At 44.6% G+C, this 18,629-nt stretch carries 20 protein-coding genes, 5 tRNA genes and 1 other RNA gene; 10 read left to right on the forward strand and 16 right to left on the reverse strand.

Annotated elements, in window-relative coordinates; translation table 11 throughout:
- Positions 1–54 precede the first annotated feature (54 nt).
- Together NI470_RS14300 and NI470_RS14305 are read left to right on the forward strand one after the other, a co-directional pair.
- The gene (locus NI470_RS14300; protein WP_253148802.1) at positions 55–1,860 is read left to right on the forward strand and encodes a DUF2157 domain-containing protein; all 1,806 of its coding nucleotides are present in this window, start codon (positions 55–57) and stop codon (positions 1,858–1,860) included.
- Entirely contained in the window at positions 1,860–2,426 is a 567-nt protein-coding gene (locus NI470_RS14305; RefSeq protein ID WP_171501409.1) for a GDYXXLXY domain-containing protein, read from the forward strand. The genes NI470_RS14300 and NI470_RS14305 overlap by 1 nt, the downstream gene beginning before the upstream one ends.
- A gap of 68 nt (positions 2,427–2,494) precedes the next feature.
- On the opposite strand, the gene panD is transcribed toward NI470_RS14305, so the two are convergent.
- The 11 genes from panD to NI470_RS14360 all read right to left on the reverse strand — a co-directional run bounded on the left by panD (position 2,495) and on the right by NI470_RS14360 (position 8,590).
- Positions 2,495–2,875 (reverse strand): aspartate 1-decarboxylase, encoded by a 381-nt coding sequence (gene panD / locus NI470_RS14310; protein ID WP_004280606.1) that lies wholly within the window; start codon positions 2,873–2,875, stop codon positions 2,495–2,497.
- A gap of 144 nt (positions 2,876–3,019) precedes the next feature.
- Positions 3,020–3,601, reverse strand: coding sequence for an aminoacyl-tRNA hydrolase (pth, locus tag NI470_RS14315; protein ID WP_004645783.1), 582 nt, complete (start codon positions 3,599–3,601; stop codon positions 3,020–3,022).
- Positions 3,602–3,619: 18 nt separating this feature from the next.
- A complete protein-coding gene (gene rplY, locus NI470_RS14320; protein WP_004645781.1) occupies positions 3,620–3,916 on the reverse strand; it encodes a 50S ribosomal protein L25 in 297 nt (98 codons plus the stop codon).
- Between the two features lie 98 nt (positions 3,917–4,014).
- Positions 4,015–4,968 (reverse strand): ribose-phosphate pyrophosphokinase, encoded by a 954-nt coding sequence (locus tag NI470_RS14325; RefSeq protein WP_004280601.1) that lies wholly within the window; start codon positions 4,966–4,968, stop codon positions 4,015–4,017.
- Between the two features lie 36 nt (positions 4,969–5,004).
- A tRNA-Gln gene (locus NI470_RS14330) sits at positions 5,005–5,079 on the reverse strand.
- A gap of 92 nt (positions 5,080–5,171) precedes the next feature.
- Positions 5,172–5,246: transfer RNA gene (locus NI470_RS14335), tRNA-Gln, on the reverse strand.
- Between the two features lie 18 nt (positions 5,247–5,264).
- Positions 5,265–5,339 (reverse strand) — tRNA-Gln (locus NI470_RS14340).
- A 26-nt stretch (positions 5,340–5,365) separates the two neighbouring features.
- Positions 5,366–5,440: transfer RNA gene (locus tag NI470_RS14345), tRNA-Gln, on the reverse strand.
- 2 nt (positions 5,441–5,442) lie between these two features.
- The gene (gene ispE, locus NI470_RS14350; RefSeq protein WP_086044936.1) at positions 5,443–6,270 is read right to left on the reverse strand and encodes a 4-(cytidine 5'-diphospho)-2-C-methyl-D-erythritol kinase; all 828 of its coding nucleotides are present in this window, start codon (positions 6,268–6,270) and stop codon (positions 5,443–5,445) included.
- Positions 6,271–6,291: 21 nt separating this feature from the next.
- Positions 6,292–6,870: a lipoprotein insertase outer membrane protein LolB gene (lolB, locus tag NI470_RS14355; protein ID WP_153566836.1), complete on the reverse strand. Its 579-nt coding sequence runs from the start codon at positions 6,868–6,870 to the stop codon at positions 6,292–6,294.
- Positions 6,871–6,877: 7 nt separating this feature from the next.
- Complete coding sequence (locus tag NI470_RS14360) at positions 6,878–8,590, reverse strand: tetratricopeptide repeat protein (protein WP_216071046.1); 1,713 nt, start codon at positions 8,588–8,590, stop codon at positions 6,878–6,880.
- A gap of 79 nt (positions 8,591–8,669) precedes the next feature.
- On the opposite strand from NI470_RS14360, the gene hemA reads away from it, so the two are divergent.
- Complete coding sequence (gene hemA, locus NI470_RS14365) at positions 8,670–9,959, forward strand: glutamyl-tRNA reductase (protein ID WP_153566838.1); 1,290 nt, start codon at positions 8,670–8,672, stop codon at positions 9,957–9,959.
- 139 nt (positions 9,960–10,098) lie between these two features.
- Here the strand turns inward: hemA and NI470_RS14370 are convergent, their stop codons facing one another.
- Both NI470_RS14370 and NI470_RS14375 read right to left on the reverse strand, forming a co-directional pair.
- Entirely contained in the window at positions 10,099–12,021 is a 1,923-nt protein-coding gene (locus NI470_RS14370; protein ID WP_153566839.1) for a DNA primase, read from the reverse strand.
- A 224-nt stretch (positions 12,022–12,245) separates the two neighbouring features.
- Positions 12,246–13,211, reverse strand: coding sequence for an outer membrane protein assembly factor BamD (locus tag NI470_RS14375; RefSeq protein WP_153566840.1), 966 nt, complete (start codon positions 13,209–13,211; stop codon positions 12,246–12,248).
- Between the two features lie 71 nt (positions 13,212–13,282).
- On the opposite strand from NI470_RS14375, the gene rluD reads away from it, so the two are divergent.
- The 3 genes from rluD to NI470_RS14390 are packed head-to-tail and all read left to right on the forward strand — an operon-like array spanning position 13,283 to position 15,714.
- Positions 13,283–14,335, forward strand: a complete 1,053-nt coding sequence (gene rluD, locus NI470_RS14380) for a 23S rRNA pseudouridine(1911/1915/1917) synthase RluD (protein ID WP_121979622.1) — start codon at positions 13,283–13,285, stop codon at positions 14,333–14,335.
- A 37-nt stretch (positions 14,336–14,372) separates the two neighbouring features.
- Complete coding sequence (gene pgeF, locus NI470_RS14385) at positions 14,373–15,113, forward strand: peptidoglycan editing factor PgeF (protein WP_044108723.1); 741 nt, start codon at positions 14,373–14,375, stop codon at positions 15,111–15,113.
- 40 nt (positions 15,114–15,153) lie between these two features.
- The gene (locus tag NI470_RS14390) at positions 15,154–15,714 is read left to right on the forward strand and encodes a flavodoxin family protein (protein ID WP_004280587.1); all 561 of its coding nucleotides are present in this window, start codon (positions 15,154–15,156) and stop codon (positions 15,712–15,714) included.
- A 55-nt stretch (positions 15,715–15,769) separates the two neighbouring features.
- Here NI470_RS14390 and smpB read toward each other — a convergent pair whose 3' ends face one another.
- Positions 15,770–16,249 (reverse strand): SsrA-binding protein SmpB, encoded by a 480-nt coding sequence (gene smpB, locus NI470_RS14395; protein WP_004280586.1) that lies wholly within the window; start codon positions 16,247–16,249, stop codon positions 15,770–15,772.
- 139 nt (positions 16,250–16,388) lie between these two features.
- On the opposite strand from smpB, the gene coaD reads away from it, so the two are divergent.
- From coaD to NI470_RS14415, 4 genes are all read left to right on the forward strand, one after another.
- Entirely contained in the window at positions 16,389–16,880 is a 492-nt protein-coding gene (gene coaD / locus NI470_RS14400) for a pantetheine-phosphate adenylyltransferase (protein WP_004280585.1), read from the forward strand.
- A gap of 1 nt (position 16,881) precedes the next feature.
- Positions 16,882–17,145, forward strand: a complete 264-nt coding sequence (locus tag NI470_RS14405) for a YfhL family 4Fe-4S dicluster ferredoxin (RefSeq protein ID WP_004280584.1) — start codon at positions 16,882–16,884, stop codon at positions 17,143–17,145.
- A gap of 26 nt (positions 17,146–17,171) precedes the next feature.
- Positions 17,172–17,549, forward strand: an RNA gene (gene rnpB / locus NI470_RS14410) — RNase P RNA component class A.
- Positions 17,550–17,621: 72 nt separating this feature from the next.
- Positions 17,622–17,698 (forward strand) — tRNA-Met (locus NI470_RS14415).
- A gap of 205 nt (positions 17,699–17,903) precedes the next feature.
- Here the strand turns inward: NI470_RS14415 and NI470_RS14420 are convergent.
- Positions 17,904–18,098, reverse strand: a complete 195-nt coding sequence (locus tag NI470_RS14420) for a hypothetical protein (RefSeq protein ID WP_153566843.1) — start codon at positions 18,096–18,098, stop codon at positions 17,904–17,906.
- Between the two features lie 14 nt (positions 18,099–18,112).
- Positions 18,113–18,565, reverse strand: coding sequence for a mobilome CxxCx(11)CxxC protein (locus NI470_RS14425; RefSeq protein WP_171501408.1), 453 nt, complete (start codon positions 18,563–18,565; stop codon positions 18,113–18,115).
- Positions 18,566–18,629: the final 64 nt, after the last annotated feature.

Below are 18,629 nucleotides of genomic sequence, written 5' to 3' on the forward strand. Positions count from 1 at the left end.
TATCCTGCAAAAATCATGCTAAGGTGAAATCAAATAAAAATTGAACAGATTAGCATGTCCAGAACAGTACCATCGCCAGATCGTCCATTTTCCCCGCTGTTATTTATTCAACCTGCTGTGATTCAAATTCTTCAAATCATTGGGCTGGCGCTGATCGCTGTCAGTATCGTGTATCTGCTGGCAGCAAACTGGTGGATGTTGCCCAAATTTGTCCAGCTGTTTATTCCTCAAATTTTATTGCTGGGTTCAGCATTGCTGAGTGTGCGTTTCACTGCGCGGGAAAAGTTAAGACAAAGTCTGGATACTGTATCGGGTCTAATGCTGGGCTTAAGTCTGGCCGTGATTGGACAGATTTATCAGACTGGTGCTGACAGTTATCAGTTATTTCTGCTTTGGGCTTTGCTGTTGCTGCCTTGGCTGTATCGGCCGAATATTGGGATCTTTGCATTATTTTGTGTGGTCAGCCAGTTAGCACTCTATTTTTATTTTAAACAAAGCTTTTGGCTGGTGCGTGCTGAAACTCTTTATCTGCTCGGTCTGAATCTGTTGACCGGGCTAAGTATGATCTATGCCTTACGTTATTATCCGGTTTTGCGCTATCTGTTTATCGCTGTCGTGGTGCTTATTTCAGTAGTAAGTATGTTCCGGTTTATCGACTCGGATTCGATCTGGTATTTGGCTTCGGTGCTGGTTCTGCCTATTTTATTCAGTGTTTATTTCTATACCCGAAAGCAACAGCTTGAAACCAGTTTGCTTGTTGCAGGACTGGCCCTGAGTTTTAGTGTTCTCATTTTTGATCTCACTCAGCAATATTTACAGGATTCTGCCGCTGGCTTATTGATACTAGCTTTGCTGATATTCAGCTGGTTCGCAGCTATTACAGGTCTGCTGATCAAGCTGTTGCCCAAGAGCCGGTTTTCGGTCATTCCATTGGCTCTGGGCGCGTGGATTGCTGGTGTGATCTTGGCCATGCTGTTGCTGACCTATTGGAAAAGTTTTTCGATTCTGATGGGAATCATTTTTATCGCAGTCGCCTGGTGGTTGATTCGTAGCAAGCCCTCAGTTTTTCTGCGGCAATTGGCTTATTGTTTGTGGGTGTGCGGTCAGGCCGCGGTATTGATTCATACCCAATTACTCACAGAGAGCCTATTACTGATTTGGCTGATACAAGTCGGCATTACGCTGTTGACTATCATGAGTCGTATGCATTGGCTGGTGGTGCTGTTGCAGTTGTTACTTGCACATATACTGGGAATTGCAGTTCTGGCCGAGCAACATGCATTTTTTCAGGATCAGCGCCTGCTGACGTGGATCATGCTGCTGAATTACAGTGTTCTGACTGGAGCTTTGCTTACTGCGAGATACTGGCTCGCTTCAGCTTATGCCAAAAGCGTGAATTTGTGGATGATCGGTATTTTGGCGGTGACGGCTATTTTTCAATGCCTGCTACAATTTGGTGTGGCTCAGCAATTGCAGCCTCGCGGTATGGATGAAGCCATTATTTTCTATATTTTGCCAGTACTCTGGCTGTTGAGTTTTGTCGGTATTCATCTCAAGCAATTTTCACTGATTCAACTCTGGCTCATTCCTGCTGCGGGAATTCTGCTGATTGCATTGGGTTACTTTGAAATTTTTATCATTTTAGTGTTTATGGCTTGGGCCATGGTGAATCAACAACGATTGATGCAAGCCTTGACCATTTTGCTACTGATCTTCTGGTTATGGCTGCTGTATTACAATCTGGGACTAAGTTTTTTATTTAAAAGTGTCAGTATTTTTGCCTCAGGTGTGCTGGTGTTGCTTTTGGCTTATGTGTTGAGTTCACCGAAGTTCCAGCTGAAAGCAGGAGTGGTCTCATGATGAAAAAGTTTATGGCACTGCATCTTAGTATTTTTAGCATTGCCTTATTTGCGGGTTTAATCATCCAGCATGAATGGCATCTGGCAAAAAGTGACAGTATCTTTGTCGAGTTGGCACCTGTCGATCCGCGTTCGATCCTGCAAGGAGATTATATGGCACTGAACTATGATCTGCATTTTAGCGCAGTGGCAGCGGAGAATGGTTCCGAACAGCCAGTTTCTGACATCCGGACTGAAGATTTTAAAAATCAATCGCATGTGATGAGTTATGTGCAGCTGGATCAGCAGCGCAGAGTTATCAAAACCAGTTTTGAACAAAGCACATTAAATCAGTCGGAACGTTCAGCCCGATTAATTCTGAAAAACCCACACAATACTTTTGAGGCTTTATATCCTGCTGCCAATAGTTTCATGTTCGCCGAAGGTCTGGAGCCGTGTTATCGTAACGCCAAATTTGTAGAGCTGAAGGTGAAGGAAAATGGTGAGGCCTTGTTATTTGATTTGCTGGATCAACAATTAAAACCTTTAAACTGTGAAAGCTCTAAAAGCTGGCGAGAGGGCAGTTAAACAGGGCAATATTCCAGTATTAAAAAAGCCCGCGATGTGCGAGCTTTTGGGTATCTGGTCTGATCAGCTTATGCGACTTGTACCGGAATACAGTTGGCAGTGTGGCTGACTGTATTGTTTGGGTTAGCATAAACTAAGCGAGGCTGATGGGCATTCGCTTCAGCTTCAGTGAAATCGCCAAAGGTTGCAATAATCACGATATCGCCTACATCGGCTTGATGCGCAGCGCCACCATTGACTGAAATGATGCCTGAATTGTCTTCGCCACGAATTGCATAAGTTGCAAAACGTTTACCATTGGTCACGTTCCACACATGAATTTCTTCGTATTCACGAATGCCAGCCAAATCCATCAAAACGCCATCAATTGCACATGAACCTTCATAGTGTAGTTCTGCATGTGTAACGTGAGCGCGGTGAATTTTGCATTTTAATAAACGAGATAGCATGGCTAGCGTCCCCTGAGTTGACCTAAGAGTTTGATCATTTGGTTAAATCAATCTTGCTTGCTGTATGGTGAACAATCGAGCAAACGCATTTTGCGCTTAAATAAACTTTCTGGCAAGCGGAATTGTCCAGCAATTTTTGAATGTTTAGTTCGGCTTATATGCGTTGATTTGATTCATGGCTTGCTGTACTTCACCATTCACCAGCATTTTTGTGCGGGCAAGGGCATGGGAAATTGCATCATCCATTAAATTCTGTTCGCTGCTTGGCGCTTTACTGAGCACATGACCAGAAACGCGGTCTTTGGCACCAGGATGGCCAATTCCAATACGCAGGCGATGGAAGTTTGAACCAATATGCGGCACGATATCGCGTAGACCATTATGACCACCGTGACCACCGCCAGTTTTCAGGCGAATGACACCGGGATTCATGTCCAGTTCATCATGGGCAATCAGGATCGATTCAGGTGCGATATTATAGAATTTGGCGAAAGGAACAACACTTTTACCGGAAAGGTTCATAAAGGTTGTTGGGAGAAGAAGACGGACGTCTTGACCTTCGATATTGCCACGACCACTAAATCCGTTGAATTTTGGGTCTTTTTTGAGGGTAATGCCATATTGGTCTGCAAGGCGTTCTACGAACCAGAAGCCTGCATTATGGCGGGTTTGGGCATACTCAGAACCTGGGTTACCCAAACCAACAATCAGTGAAATATTTGACACTAATTACACCATTAACACTTATGCGCGTTTGAAGTCAGCGTGCATAGGTGTGTTTTTAGCTGGGTGACGTTGTAACGCTTGGATTTTCACGCTTTCAACTTTACCGTCTACATCAATTTCGATAACTTCTTCAAAGAATGAATTGTTTTCTAAGAATTTAACAAGCTGACGAAGCTCAACAGTAATTGCTACAGGAGCAGCTTCACCACCGTAGATGATTGCAGGAACTTTAGCTTGAAGACGAAGGCGGCGGCTCGCACCTTTCCCTTGAACTGCTTCTTCACGTGCTGCTGCGTTTAATACGAAGTTTGCCATGATAGACATCCTATTTAAGTTAAATGAACCAGACTTGCGACCAGTCTGGTGAGTAAAAGCCCTACCAAATGGCAGGGCTTTGAAAATTCAGCGCTCTATTATAGATAAGAATCGAACATTGCGCTAATAGATTCTTCGTTGTTAATACGACGAATCGTTTCGGCAACCATACTGGCTACTGAAACCTGGCGAATCTTGCCCAGTGCTAAAGCTTCATCAGAAAGAGGAATGGTATCAGTCACAACCAGTTCATCAATCACAGAATTCTTTAAGTTTTCAATCGCTTTACCAGAAAGTACTGGATGCGTTGCATACGCAACAACCTTGCGAGCACCGAAAGTTTTCAATGCATCAGCAGCTTTGCATAGCGTACCAGCAGTATCTACCATGTCATCAACAATGACACAATCACGATCTTTTACATCGCCAATCAAATGCATCACTTGTGATTCATTCGCTTTTTGACGACGCTTATCGATGATTGCAAGATCGATATCGCCCATTTGTTTCGCAACAGCACGTGCACGCACTACACCACCGACGTCAGGTGAAACCACCATCAGGTTGTGATGCGATTGTTGACGCAAGTCAGCAAGTAGTGCAGGTGTGCCGTAGATGTTGTCTACAGGGATATCGAAGAAGCCTTGGATCTGGTCAGCGTGCAAGTCGATCATCACAACACGGTCAACGCCTACAGTAGTGAGCATGTCTGCTACAACTTTTGCAGTAATTGGAACACGTGCTGAACGTGGACGACGGTCTTGACGAGCATAACCAAAATAAGGAATCACGGCAGTAATACGACCTGCACTTGCACGACGCAAAGCATCAGCCATTACTAAGATTTCCATCAGGTTATCGTTAGTTGGGGCACAAGTAGGTTGTACGATAAATACGTCTTTACCACGAACGTTTTCAGTAATCTCGACAGCAATTTCACCGTCAGAGAACTGACCTACAGAGGCAGCGCCTAGAGGAATATGTAAGTGACTTACGACTTTTTGAGCGAATTGTGGATGCGCAGATCCACTAAAAACGACAAGATTGGGCATGAAGCACCCTTGGCGGTTGGGGTATATGGGAATAGATGGCAGGGGTAGCTGGATTCGAACCAACGGATGCCGAGATCAAAACCCGGTGCCTTACCACTTGGCGATACCCCTAATGCGGCAGAACTTTAATATTTTTGCGGTAAAGTGTCAAGGTAAATTAACAGTCTTACAGCAAATGAGTGTTCTGTCTTTTTTCGAGAAAATGGCAGGGGCGGCTGGATTCGAACCAACGGATGCCGAGATCAAAACCCGGTGCCTTACCACTTGGCGACGCCCCTAATTTGATGACTGTAAGATGGCAGGGGTAGCTGGATTCGAACCAACGGATGCCGAGATCAAAACCCGGTGCCTTACCACTTGGCGATACCCCTAATACAGTACATCTACAGGTGAAAAATGGCAGGGGTAGCTGGATTCGAACCAACGGATGCCGAGATCAAAACCCGGTGCCTTACCACTTGGCGATACCCCTATCTACACTTTAAACTGAACTAAAGGTGATTCTTGTAAACTGTTGACCAGGTAAGCTTTACATGGTGCATTTGCAAGAATATCTTCGATATTCAGATTTTCAGTGACTTCAATAAACACACAAGCACCTGTACCTGTAAGCTTTGCTTTTCCGAACTGGTCGAGATATTGCATTGCTTCATCGACTTCGAGATATAAGCTTCTTGCCAGTGGCTCAAAGTTATTTCCAAAATCAGATGGCGTTTCCTGATAGGCGCAAAATTTAGTGCTCTTCGTGTCTCTTGTCAATGCTTTTTGCGAAAAAAGCAGTTGAGTGCTGATAAAACAATCAGGTTTTAACACAATGAATTTTTTTTGATCTAAGTCTATGAATGTTAAGTGTTCACCAATGCCTTCAGCCCAGGCATTTTTACCATGCACAAATATCGGCACATCTGCACCCAGTTTAACCCCGAGATCTGCCAGTTGCTCAACATTTAAACCGCACTGCCAGAGCTGGTTGATCACAATCAGGGTCGTCGCTGCATTGGAAGACCCACCGCCAAGACCTGCACCCATCGGGATATTTTTTTCCAGACGAATTTTTAGTCCGCACGGCGTTTGGGCATAAGGCTTCAACAACTGTATCGCCCGATAGATTAGATTCTGTTGCAGATCGACGGAGGCCAGACCTTCAATCTGAATCGCATCATCGGCGCTTGGTTCAAACTCCAGCCAGTCATACAGGTCAATCAGCTGAAAAATACTTTGCAGCTCATGATAACCATTTTCACGGCGACCGGTGATATGTAAAAACAAATTCAGTTTAGCAGGCGAGGGAACACGAATCATCATGGGCTGGAATCAGGTCAATTAACGGTTTTCAATGATCATTGTAATACGGTTTTCTGCACCATTTCCAAGTGACTGCTTTAAAATCAAACGGTTTGGTATTTTGGCCTGCGCATTATAATTGAGATCGACCGTCCAGCCCTGTTCGATAATCTGGTTAATCCGCTGCGTATCGTCTTTTTGTAATTTTGCAGAGGTAGTTGCAGGGCGGGCTTGTACCCAGTCCACTAAATAACTGATCGGTGCTTGCCAGCCTGTTGCGCGTTGCAGTAATTCCTCGGCAGTTGCGGCCTGAATCAGACCTGTTTTGGCACTGTTTAAGGTTACTTGCCCCGGGGTGCCAGAAATCTGGGTTTTACCGACGCCTAAGATACCGCTGAGTTCAATATCGAATTCTTCCTGCTGTTGTACCCAAGTAAAGAATGCGCTGCCAGTCTGTTGAGGGGTGCGAACGCCAATTTTACCTTGCAGCTGAAATTGATTCTCTGCCTGTACAGACGGGGTGGCAGGCGCTTGTGGCTTGATCATCTGCTGACATCCAGTTAAAAATAAAGCAGTGGCTGCAAAGGCACAGCAGCCCAATTGGCTCAAATTGCGCATAAATTAATTAACTCGTTTTGGTTTGTGGTGCTAACAATAGCGAATTAAGTTGTTTCAATTCTGGGTCATTTGGATGGTTTTGTTGTAATTGTTGTAACACTTGGTGGAAGTGTTGTAGATCACCTTTCATGTACAAGGAACGGGCATAACGTACCCCAATCTTCACATTCGGATTCAATTGATAGGCTTTGTATAACACATCCGCAGCTGTGGTGAAGTCATTCTGTAAATAACAGATATAACCATAGGTATCCAGAATCGATGCCTGTTCTGGTGCATATTCTAGTGCCTGTTCGACATAGCGGCGTGCTTCTTCGAGGCGACGGTTTTGCATCGCCAGGGTATAGGCATAGGCATTCAGATAGGTCGGACTGTTCGGTTCAATTTTAAGTAAAGTGCTGAGTAGTTCATCCAGCTTGACGCGATCCTGATGGGGATCCAGCAACAGAACTTGCGAATAGACCAGTTCAGGGTCATCCGGCAGGTTTTTGCTGGCTTCTTCCAACAGGCGAATCGCAGCTTTTTTATTCTGCATGCGCGTCAAAATATCCGCCTGAGCTAGATAGAGGAAGCTGGCATGTTGTGGATAATTCACCCTTTCCTGGGTTAAGAAACGCAGCGCATCATGCAGCTTATCCTGCTGGGCGAAAATCGAGATCATGTTGCGACGTGAGACGGTGTAAAGACTGCCATCGACCAGACGATAATAAGCTTTCGCCGTTTCATAATGCTGTTTGCGTTCTGCATTCACCGCCAAGTAATAATAGGCTTCGTTTTGATATTGCGCAGAATAACGCAGTTCGACCAGATATTTTTCGGCTTTCTCGTATTCTTCCAAGTCAATACTGGTCAGTCCGGCAATGAACAGGGCTTCTTCAGCAGTCGGCCATTTTTTTAGAATGTCTTGCAGTTTTTTTAGCGCCAAAGTCGCTTCGTTCAGCTTGACCAGATATTTGACTTCGGCCAGACGTACATCCAGATTATTACGGTGTTTACGGCTGGATTTTTCATACCATTGCAGTGTCGCCTGAGTATCGCCGAGTGCATTGAGCAGATTGGCCTTCATCAGGATATATCCAGTCGCATTCGGGCGTTTTTTTAAGGCACGGTTAACTGTATTTAGAGCCTGTTCGAGCTGACCATTTTGCGCTTCCAGACCGGCCACCAGCACCAGAATAGACGGGTTGTCCTTGGCTTTGGTGGTACTTAAGGCCTGAATCAGATAAGTACGGTCTTCTGTACCTTCTGGTGAAATCCCTGCGAGAATTTCTTCCAGATCGGCGCTGTCATCAATTTGCAGGATTTTTTCTAAGGTCTCAGCGGCCAGCTCATATTCATGTGCTTTCAGGGCAATATGTGATAAATAAAATAAAGCGGGGACATCTTGCGGCTCTTGTACCACCCAGTGCGTGGAGATATCTAGTGCTGCCTGAAGATCATCATGTTCCAGCGCGACATTCAGCGCACGTTGCTTGACTGAAGTGGAATTGCTCTTGATCGCTAGCACCGTATAGTTGTGCAAAGCGGTCGGAATGTCATGTGCAGCGATGGCAAACTCAGCCATCATACTTTGTTTTATCGCATCATAATTTTGATTTGCATGGTAAACTGCTTCCGCTGCATAGAGATGTGCAGTCGAAGCCATGCTACCCACCAGTAGGAATGTGGTAGAATATTGCTTAATTGTAGGGCCGTTGATACGGCTAATTGTTTGACGCAATTTTTTCTTGATCCAAGTAATGCTTTTTATGACACCGATGTTGCACAATAGCATAAATTTAGTGAAATGATGACCTGATATGTCTTTCTTTGCATTGGGTGTCAACCATCAAACTGCCTCTGTAGAACTGCGCGAACAGGTAGCTTTTAACCCTGAAAAGTTAAGTGCCATTCTTGCCGAGCAAAGCCAACACCCTGAACTGAATGACATGGTGGTGGTGTCTACATGTAACCGGACCGAAGTTTACGCGATGTCTGAAAATGCTGACATGGTGCTAAACTGGCTCGCCCAGAAAAATGGGGTAGATGTCAAACAACTGCAACATCATGTCTATCGTTATGAAAATGCTCAAGCGGTGACGCATCTGATGCGTGTCGCCAGTGGTCTGGATTCACTGATGCTGGGCGAACCACAAATTCTGGGGCAGGTCAAAACCGCACTTTCTCTGGCCAAAGACTCCCATACGGTGTCGCGCAATCTCAACCGGATTTTTGAATATGCCTTTTATGCCGCTAAACGCGTGCGTTCGGAAACGGCTGTCGGCAGTCATGCGGTCTCAATGGGCTATGCGGTGGCGCAACTGGCCTTGCAAGTATTTAGTCATCCGGACAAGCTGACCATTATGATAGTGGCAGCCGGGGAGATGAACAGTCTGGTGGCCAAACACCTTGCAGAGATGGGGGTGGGCAAGATCATTATCTGTAACCGTACCCGCGAGCGTGCGGATATCCTGGCACAGGAAATTGCACATCGGGTTGAGGTCGAAATTATAGGTTTTGATCAGCTTGCAGAAAATCTGCATCGTGCCGATGTCATTTCCAGTTGTACCGGCAGTTTGCATCAAGTGATCCATTTTACCGATGTAAAGGCTGCACTGAAAAAACGTCGTTACCAGCAGATGCTACTGGTAGATCTGGCCGTGCCACGTGATATTGATGCCAAAGTAGAAAGCTTGGATGGGGTTTATCTATATGGGGTCGATGACCTGCAAAGCGTGATTGAGGAAAATCTGGCACAGCGCCGTCAAGCGGCTGTTGAAGCCGAGATCATGGTCAATCAGTTGGCTACAGAACTGATGACCCAGCAAAAGGTCAAACAGGCCGGGGCGACCATTCATGCCTACCGTGACCACGGGGAAACATTACGTCAGGAAGAATTGTCACTGGCAATGCAGCGAATTGCCAAGGGCGAAAAGGCAGACATTGTACTGGCCGAGTTTTCGCATCGCTTAACTCAAAAACTGTTGCATCCAACCTCTATTGTGCTGCGTGAGGCGGCCAAAGCGGAAGATCCTACCTATTTTGAGCTGTTACAGGAAGAACTGGGCAATGTAGTCGCGAAGCGTCGTAAATCCAGGCATTCGTTTTAATCAGCATGATGAGAAGCTTGGTTCTTTGCTGATTTGTACTTCAACATAAAACCCAGCCTGATTATTTGAGAAAATTATAAATAATAATGTGAGCTAGCAGTGACTTCATTGGATTCAAAAGAATCAATAATTTGAAAAATTAATCTTCTAACAGGGTCATTGAGCGTTTCCGGTCAATTTCATAAATTTGCATTTTCAGGTTTTTCATTTCCGCAATACTGCTAAATTTCTTCGATTTAATTTTATTTTTCAAGCACTGATATTGCAGCTTGGTGGAAAAATCAGCCGCGAGTTTGTCGGCCTGTTCCGGCGATGAGGTGTAATCGCTGACATTGGCATGCTGTAAAATATGCTGCAGTTCATGATGATGGGCTGCGCAGGCACCGAGCACATAATAGATCGACAGTTCTGGGTCATCTGGCAAGTCATCAAAAATCACATTCAGAATGTTCAGAATTTTAAACAGCAGCTGATCTTCTGCCACCAGCGCGCGCAGCGGTTCAAAATGAATATACAGATAAGGATGATTCATCAAGATCGCAATCACATATTCTTCAGCATCAATTTTAGTACTAAAGCTTAAAGATGCATCCGTATTGACCTTAGGTTGCCATTTACGGTTAAAGCCCAGTTTTTCACGGAAAAATTGCTGCAGCAGATAACGGAAAGAACCGTGTTTGGGCAGTAACTCGGTCAGATTTTTTAGTTCACCCATAACCTGACTCTTGCCTTCAGGTGTGGTGATGTCCTGATTTTGGGTCAGATGGGCAAACACGAAGTCCGACATCAACGGTGCCTGATCCAGCAAGCGTCTGAAGTTTTCTATCCCTTCACGGCGGATCAATGAATCTGGGTCATGGTCAGCGGGCAAAACAAAGAACTTCAGCTCTCGGCCATCATTCAGCAGGGGCAGGGCAATGTCCAAGGTACGGCGCGCTGCTTTTTGACCGGCAGCATCCCCATCAAAGGCAATGGTCAGCCGGTTGCTCTGCTTGAACAGAATATTCAGGTGATCTGTATTACTGGCTGTACCTAAAGTTGCTACTGCGCCATGAATGCCATATTGCTGAAGCGCAATCACATCCATATAGCCTTCGACCATCAGCCATTCTTGGGCTTTCTGTTTGCGGCCCTCATAGAGGCCGTACAGCAACTGGTTTTTATGGAAGACTTCAGAATCTGGCGAGTTGATGTATTTCGGCTTGATCTCGTCATTCAGGGCACGGCCGCCAAAGCCGACCACACGGCCCTTGGTATCACGGATCGGGAAAATGACTCGTTCACGCAGCAGGTCAAAATCACGGCCACTGTCGCTGGTGCGAATCAGACCTAAAAGTTTTAAGCCCTCAATATCCTGAGGAAAGGCTTTTTCCAGATGTTGCCAGTCTTCAGGCGCATAGCCTAAGCGCCAATAGGCAATGGTCTCTGCAGTCAGACCACGCTGCTTGAAGTATTGCTGGGCACTCGGGCTATTTGGGAGTTGGCGCTCATAGAACTGCGCGATATTTTCTAGCAGGTCGTAGAGGTTACCGTCTTGCTGAACTTCCGCCATCGGTAGGTGTTCAAAAGAAGCAAAAGGGTCACCATAAAAATCCTGTTCGACTGTCTGAAACTCTGCAAATGGATCGAAACTCGCCGTAGATGCAGCATTATTATTTTCTGTTGGAGCGTTATTCTGTTGCGGCTGAGTTTGTGGTGCAGTTTGAGCAGGCACGATTTTGGGTTTGGCTGCTTCACGTTTATATTTTAATTTATTGGAATCAGTATTGTCTTTAGGCAGTTCGATGCCCGTCTGGCTGGACAGGTCTTTCATCACTTCGACAAAATTACGGCTACCAATGTCCATTAAAAAACGGATGGCATTACCGTTGGCCTGACAGCCAAAACAGTGAAAATACTGTTTGTCACGATAGACGTGGAAAGACGGTGATTTTTCCTGATGAAAAGGGCAGCAGCCTGAATAGGTACGGCCTGTTTTTTTCAGTTTTACGAATTGACCAATCACATCGACAATATCGGTGCGATCGAGAATCTGATCAATCGTATGTTGAGGAATGGCCATGGTCTGCTGAGCTTCTCGTGCTGGAATCTAAGGTCTAAATCACTGAAAAAATGAAAATAGTCTAGTTGGACATTGAATATTTCAAGTTCCTTTGTATACCTTTTGCACGTTTTGTTCAAGCCTGGGCAAGACAACGCAAAAGGGCAAGTATGATACCTTGCCCTTGGGGAAAATGCACCTGTAAAGCGCTGTCTTATTTGCTGATGCTGCTGGCTTATTTAGCTTTATTCAGCCGTCTTAGGACGATCCAGCAAGCCAAATGAAATGCGATTGGTGATACTACGCTTTTCAGTTTCTGGCGTATCCGATTGTGCATCGGTGTCGGTTACAGTTTTGGCTTCTTTACCAAAAATACCCAGTGTCGCGCGGTTAAAGAAGCTGCCTTCACTACGCGCTGCACGCAGGTTCACCGTCCCATCTGATTTCACCAGATTCGGATAATTCAGCTTTAATACATCCACATATTGCTGAGAAGTCGCTTTATCACCTAGCTGAGCATAGCCATAAGCAACCGTTGCCAGTGCTTCTGGAATCTGCGGAGTTTGAGGATAATGTTCAATCACCCACAAGCCACGTTCAACTGCTGCCAGATACGCCTTACGCTTGATGTTAAAACGTGCTGCGTTCATTTCATGCTCAGCCAGTTCCTGACCGATAAACTGCATACGTTGTGCGGCATCAACTGCATAAGTACTCGATGGATAGCGGCGAATGAAATCAACAAAATTCTGGTAAGCCACTTTCAGGTAGCTGACATCACGATGCGACTGTTTCAGCGAGGTATAACGCAGCAGGCCGTTATAGTTCTGTTCCATATTGGCGACACCGCGTACATAGTAAGCATAATCGACATTTGGATGTTGCGGGTTCAGACGGATAAAACGCTCTGCCAGTGCAACCGCACCTTCATAATCTTTTTGCTGGAATTTCACATACAACAGTTCAAGCTGCGCTTGCGGGGCATACTGACTGGTCGGGAAATAAGTTTCCAGCGCTTCTAACTGTTTTGCTGCATCGGTATATTGATTACGATCTAGCGCTTTCTGTGCTTTTTGAATATAAACCTGTTCGCTAGATTCCGGACCTTTATCCACGACTTCTTTTTTTGGATTACTGCTACAGCCTACCATTGCCGATGCAATGCCTAATGTCACAGCAAGCATTGTCATTTTATAATGTGGTAGCGACATAAAAATTCCTCTGTTAATACGGGCAATGAGCTACAATTGCACTATTAAACCACTTTTGTCTGAATGAGCAAATGAGTCAAGCACAATCTTCCAATTCTAATATCCCTGATACTGATTTCAATTTACTTGAAGATTCCGAGGATGCAGATAACCATACTTCAGAAGCAACTGCAACACGTTTATCGTTGCAATTTCAACTGGATGAAACTTATATCGGGCAACGGATCGACCAGATTGCCGCAATGGTCTGGAGCGATTTTTCTCGAGAAAAATTAAAGCAATGGATTAAAGATGGCAATTTATTGGTGAATGGTCAACCGGTTAAGCCTAAATTTAAAAGTGATGGTTTTGAAACCCTGACTTTAAATGTTGAGCTTGAAGCGCAAACGCGCAGTCTGCCGGAAGATATTCCACTGGACATCATCTATGAAGATGATGACATTATGGTCATCAACAAACCAGTCGGTATGGTGGTACATCCGGGCGCTGGCAATAGTTCTGGCACCTTGGTGAATGCTTTATTGCATCACTATCCGAAATCGGCTGAACTGGCGCGTGCAGGTCTGGTACATCGTATCGATAAAGACACCAGCGGTCTGTTAGTCGTCGCCAAAAATCTGGAAGCACAATTTGCCTTAAGCAAACAGCTTGAGAAAAAATCAGTATATCGCCTGTATGACTTGGTGGTTTACGGCAATATTATTGCTGGCGGTACCATTGATGAACCAATCAAACGCCATCCGGTGGATCGTGTGAAAATGACCGTACTTCCAGGTGGTAAAGACGCGGTGACGCATTACAATGTCAAAGAGCGTTTCCAGCATTTTACCCGTGTTCAAGCCCGTCTGGAAACTGGACGTACCCATCAGATCCGTGTGCATTTTAGCTATATCGGCTTTGGCTTGGTGGGCGATCAGGTGTATATGCCACGTGTCCGTATGCCTGCAGGTGCATCGCAATTATTAGATGATACTTTGCGTGGCTTCAAGCGTCAGGCTTTGCATGCTGTACAACTCGGTCTGACCCATCCGCGTACCAAAGAAGAAATGACCTTTGAAGCACCGTGGCCGGAAGACTTTACCAATCTGGTTGAAGTGCTGCGTACCGAAAACAAAGCCTATTAATCTTTTTATTTAGCTCGCGTCAAAGCAAGGAATCGAGATGCAATTTGTACCAGGACTTCCACAAGGTGTGTATGTCGGCCAGACTCGCGTTCACCATGCGAAAGTACAGCCATCCGCACAGCCTGAGCTTGCAGGTTTTAACTTGGCCTTGCATGTGCAGGATAATGCGCTACGGGTACAACAGCATCGTATGGCTTTATTGCAGGATTTCGCTGCCTTTGGCGTAGATAAAATTACCTGGATGACCCAGACGCATAGCACCATTTGTCATAGCATTAATGAGCAGATGCCATTTACCGCACTGGTCGGAGATGGTCTGGTGACGCAGCGCAAGGCGCATGCCTTGATGATGATGACTGCAGACTGTTTACCTGTGGTAATGGGGAATGCGAAAGGTACGGAAGTTGCCAATTTGCATGCCGGCTGGCGTGGTCTGGCCGGTGGGATTATTGAAAATACCCTTGTAGCCATGCAAACTCCGCCGACTTGGGCCTGGCTCGGGGCGGCCATTAGTCAGCCATGTTTTGAAATTGGCGCTGAAGTAAAAGCTGCTTTTTGTAGTAAATATCCTGAACTGGACAGTGCATTTCAGGCCGGTGAACAGGCAGGTAAATATTATGCCGACCTGTATGCGATTGCGCGTTATATCTTGCAGCAACACGGCATAAATACCGTATTGGGTGGGGATCAGTGTTCTTATCGTCAAGCACATGAATATTTTTCTTATCGCCGTGAGCCAAAAACAGGGCGTATGGCGACATTCGTGTTTATGACATGAAAATGTTAAACTTAACTGAATTTTTTGGCTTTTGAGCGTTATGTCCCTATCTTCCAAATCTGTTGCGATTGTTTATCACAGTCCTTATGGACACACGGCTAAAGTGGCAAATTTTATTGCCGATGGTGCACGGGAAACCGGTGTTCAGGTGCATATGATGAATGTCGAACATATAGACTGGGATGTACTGGATGCCGCCGATGCAATTATATTTGGCTGTCCGACCTATATGGGTAGCCTGACCTCTGCCATGAAGCTATTTATGGAACAGTCTTCCAAGCGCTGGTTGGCACGTACCTGGCAGGGAAAACTGGCAGCGGCTTTTACCAATGGTGGCGGACTTAGTGGCGATAAGCTGGCAGTGTTACAGCAGATCAATCTGTTCGCCATGCAGCACGGTATGCTATGGAGTGGCTTACCATTAATGCCGACAGGTCGTGCCGTGACTGATCTAAACCGGATGTCGAGCTTTTTGGGTTTAATGACCCAGTCAGATAACGCACCGGTAGAAGTGACTCCACCTGAAGGCGATTTAAAAACCGCGTTCTGGTTTGGGGAATATATTGCCCTGACTCTGGCAAGACTGGGCGGTAAAGCTTAAAGTTATAATAAAACCTCCAAATGCGGAGGTTTTATTATATTCAACTTTTAATTCATTATTTATGGAAAATTCGCGCCTTATCACGTTGCCAGTCACGGTCTTTTTCGGTGGCACGTTTGTCATGAAGCTGCTTACCTTTCACCAGAGCAATTTCCAGCTTGGCATGTGGACCTTTCCAGTAGCAGGCCAATGGAACGCAGGAATAACCTTTCTGGTTAATTGCACCCATCAACTTTTCAATTTCACGGCGATTCAGCAACAGCTTGCGGGTACGAGTTGCTTCAGGCACCACATGGGTTGAAGCGCTTAATAAGGGCTGAACCTGTGCACCAAACAAGAACGCTTCACCATTTTTAAAGGTAATATAACTTTCTACGATGGTCATACGACCAGCACGCATTGATTTGACTTCCCAGCCTTTTAATGAAAGCCCCGCTTCAAATTTCTCTTCAATAAAATAATCGTGGCGGGCACGTTTATTTAGTGCAATGGTACCGCCATTATTTTTTTTTACTACAATAGATGCTTTCGCCATAATCTGATACTTCCAAACGTGCTGCTATTGTACCGCAACTAGAAATAAGGTGAAGTTTTTTAAATTAATGAGGATTATTCACCAAAAAAACAAGTTTTTGCTAAAATAAGATTCTACATAACAAACAGAGTACAAATGGATGTCTAAAACTCGTGTGATTTATCCGGGGACTTTTGATCCAATTACCAATGGACATATTGATTTGGTAACCCGCGCAGCGCGAATGTTTGATGAAGTTGTGGTAGCGATTGCCATCGGTCATCATAAAAATCCGGTATTTAGTCTGGAAGAGCGTGTCGCATTGGCAAAAGAGTCATTGAGTCATTTGGACAATGTTGAATTTGTAGGTTTTGACGGTTTGCTGGTCAATTTTTTCCGTGAGCAAAAGGCGACTGCTGTATTGCGTGGTTTGCGTGCAGTGTCTGATTTTGAGTATGAATTTCAGTTGGCGAATATGAACCGTCAGCTGGACTCCCACTTTGAAGCGGTATTTTTAACCCCTTCAGAGCAATATTCTTTTATTTCATCCACTTTGGTGCGTGAAATTGCTCGATTAAGAGGTGATGTGACCAAGTTTGTACCACCAAACGTGGTTGCTGCCTTCGAGCGTAAACTTCAACAAGGTTGGTAGCGTGTCTTTATATATCACCGATGAATGTATTAACTGTGATGTCTGTGAACCTGTATGCCCGAATGAGGCCATCTATATGGGTGAACTCATTTATGAGATTCATCCAGACCTATGTACAGAGTGCGTCGGACATCATGATCAACCACAGTGCCAGTTGTTCTGTCCGGTGGATTGTATTCCACTGGATCCGAATCATGTCGAAACGCAGGAACAGCTGCAAGCCAAGTATGAAAAACTGACTGCTCAAAAAACATCAAGCAATTAGTCTCGATATTTGATACTATGCCGCTCGAAGTGAGCCAGACGATCGCTGCTGTGGAAATCTCCGTGATTGAAGCAGGGGAGGAAAGTCCGGGCTTCATAGGGCAAGGTGCCAGGTAACGCCTGGGCGGTGCAAACCGACGGCAAGTGCAGCAGAGAGAAGACCGCCTTCATTATGTTTTCGAGCAATCGGAATCGGAGGTAAGGGTGAAAGGGTGCGGTAAGAGCGCACCGCATGGCTGGTAACAGTTCATGGCGAGGTAAACCCCACCGGAAGCAAGACCAAATAGGAATCCATTAGGCATGGCCCATGCTGGATTCGGGTAGGTCGCTTGAGCGCATGAGTGATTGTGCGCCTAGAGGAATGATCGTTCACGACAGAACCCGGCTTATCGGCTCACTTCAACAAATTTTGATCAAACAGTGCATTATGGGGTTGACGCTCTTTAAAGAAAATCTCATAATGCCCGCACAGTTTAAGGCTATGTAGCTCAGTTGGTTAGAGCACCGCACTCATAATGCGGGGGTCACAAGTTCAAGTCTCGTCATAGCCACCATATTCTGAAAAAACCCACTCCGATTGAGTGGGTTTTTTTATGTCTAAAATTAAAATAATTTAAATAAAGGTAGTTTTGAAGAGAAAATAATTTATTGGTTTGTTATTGTCTTTTTCATGAATTTTGATAGATATCTAGAGTTCATAGGTCAATAAATTAAGGGTGTTCAATAAAATAGTGTTTATTGAAAACCCTTAACTATTTGTTATTTACCGCAAGCAGGGCATTTATCATGTCCTTCGAATGGACCAAAATGTATGCCTTGCTGTTTGCTATTAAATCGCTCATTTAAGCTTTCCATACTAGTATTTAATGTGGACATGATAAGTTTACGTAAACGCATTTTTTCAGAAGGTGGTAAAGATTGAATATCTCTAATAATTTGTTCTACAGTAGCCATCTGATTTTTCCTTGTTAAAAATTTGAACAGTTATCACAATTTTCAGATTTTTGTGGTTTAAGTGATTTTGGTTGTATTTTACATATTGGACAAACAATTTGAAAATTAAATAAAGTCCTTCTCATAGCATAGCGTTTTTCTTTATCTGTAATGTTTTGTGCTATATCTTCACTATTATATCGATTCTCTTTTTCTAGAAGACGTTCAATGAAAGTTTGTGGAATGGTTGCATCTTCTTTTGCTTGCTTTAAGTCGGAATGTATTTCTTCTTGTCGCTTTAAAGCTGAAATAGAATATTGATATTTGTCATCCCATTTGCTAATTATTGACCATAGAAAAACAATAACCTGAATTATTCCAAGAACAATGGCAATCGTTTTTAAATAAAGATTTATCTCACCAAATCCTAAAAAAATTAATCCAATTATTAAGGGTATTGCTAGGGTCTGTTGACATTTACTGTTCATAATTAACCCTATAAAGGTAGCCATAAAAATATACAGGCTAAAGCAACAGAACTTTGATAATTTC

Origin of the sequence: Acinetobacter lwoffii (genome assembly GCF_024129115.1) — a bacterium.
Classification (GTDB): domain Bacteria; phylum Pseudomonadota; class Gammaproteobacteria; order Pseudomonadales; family Moraxellaceae; genus Acinetobacter; species Acinetobacter lwoffii_T.